Genomic DNA, 459 nt, shown 5'->3' with positions numbered 1-459 from the left:
AGATATATCTTAATGTGCCTTATTCAAAGGAATGATGGAGTTTCGGCCTATTTGGTGTTTAATCATTTGGCCGGACAAGGTCATTTTTCTGATCACCAAAGGCGCGCTGCGGCCATGTTGATTCCTCACTTGCAACGCACCATTAAGTTGACAATGCAAAGCGAGCGATTTCGTGGCGCGTCCTTTGCGGGCGCTGCGAGCTTAAACGCCTTGGACCAATCAGTTTTCGCCCTTGACGAGACTGGAGTAGTGACCTTTCTGAATGAAAAGGCGGACGTTCTCCTGAAGAAAAGACGATGGTTGAAAACGCGAAATGGTCGACTGGATGCGTTTTCTATGGCAGAGGAAGACAAGTTTGCGACCGCTTTGCTCAGAGTGAGATTGTCACGGCAAGCCGAAACTTTACCGTTGTATGGGAGCGAGAATATAAATGGTGATCCTGATCAGACCCAAGTGGTC

The 459-nt window shown here is 47.9% G+C and carries 1 protein-coding gene; it reads left to right on the top strand.

The window, feature by feature from the left end:
- On the top strand, window positions 1-459 hold a 459-nt coding region (locus BTA35_RS18550; RefSeq protein WP_238377631.1), incomplete at both ends, for a hypothetical protein.

Source organism: Oceanospirillum linum (assembly GCF_001995095.2).
In the GTDB taxonomy this organism is placed as follows: domain Bacteria; phylum Pseudomonadota; class Gammaproteobacteria; order Pseudomonadales; family Halomonadaceae; genus Oceanospirillum; species Oceanospirillum linum.
The sequence above is the reverse complement of the archived record's forward strand: the minus strand, read 5'-3'. Positions and strand labels throughout refer to the sequence as shown.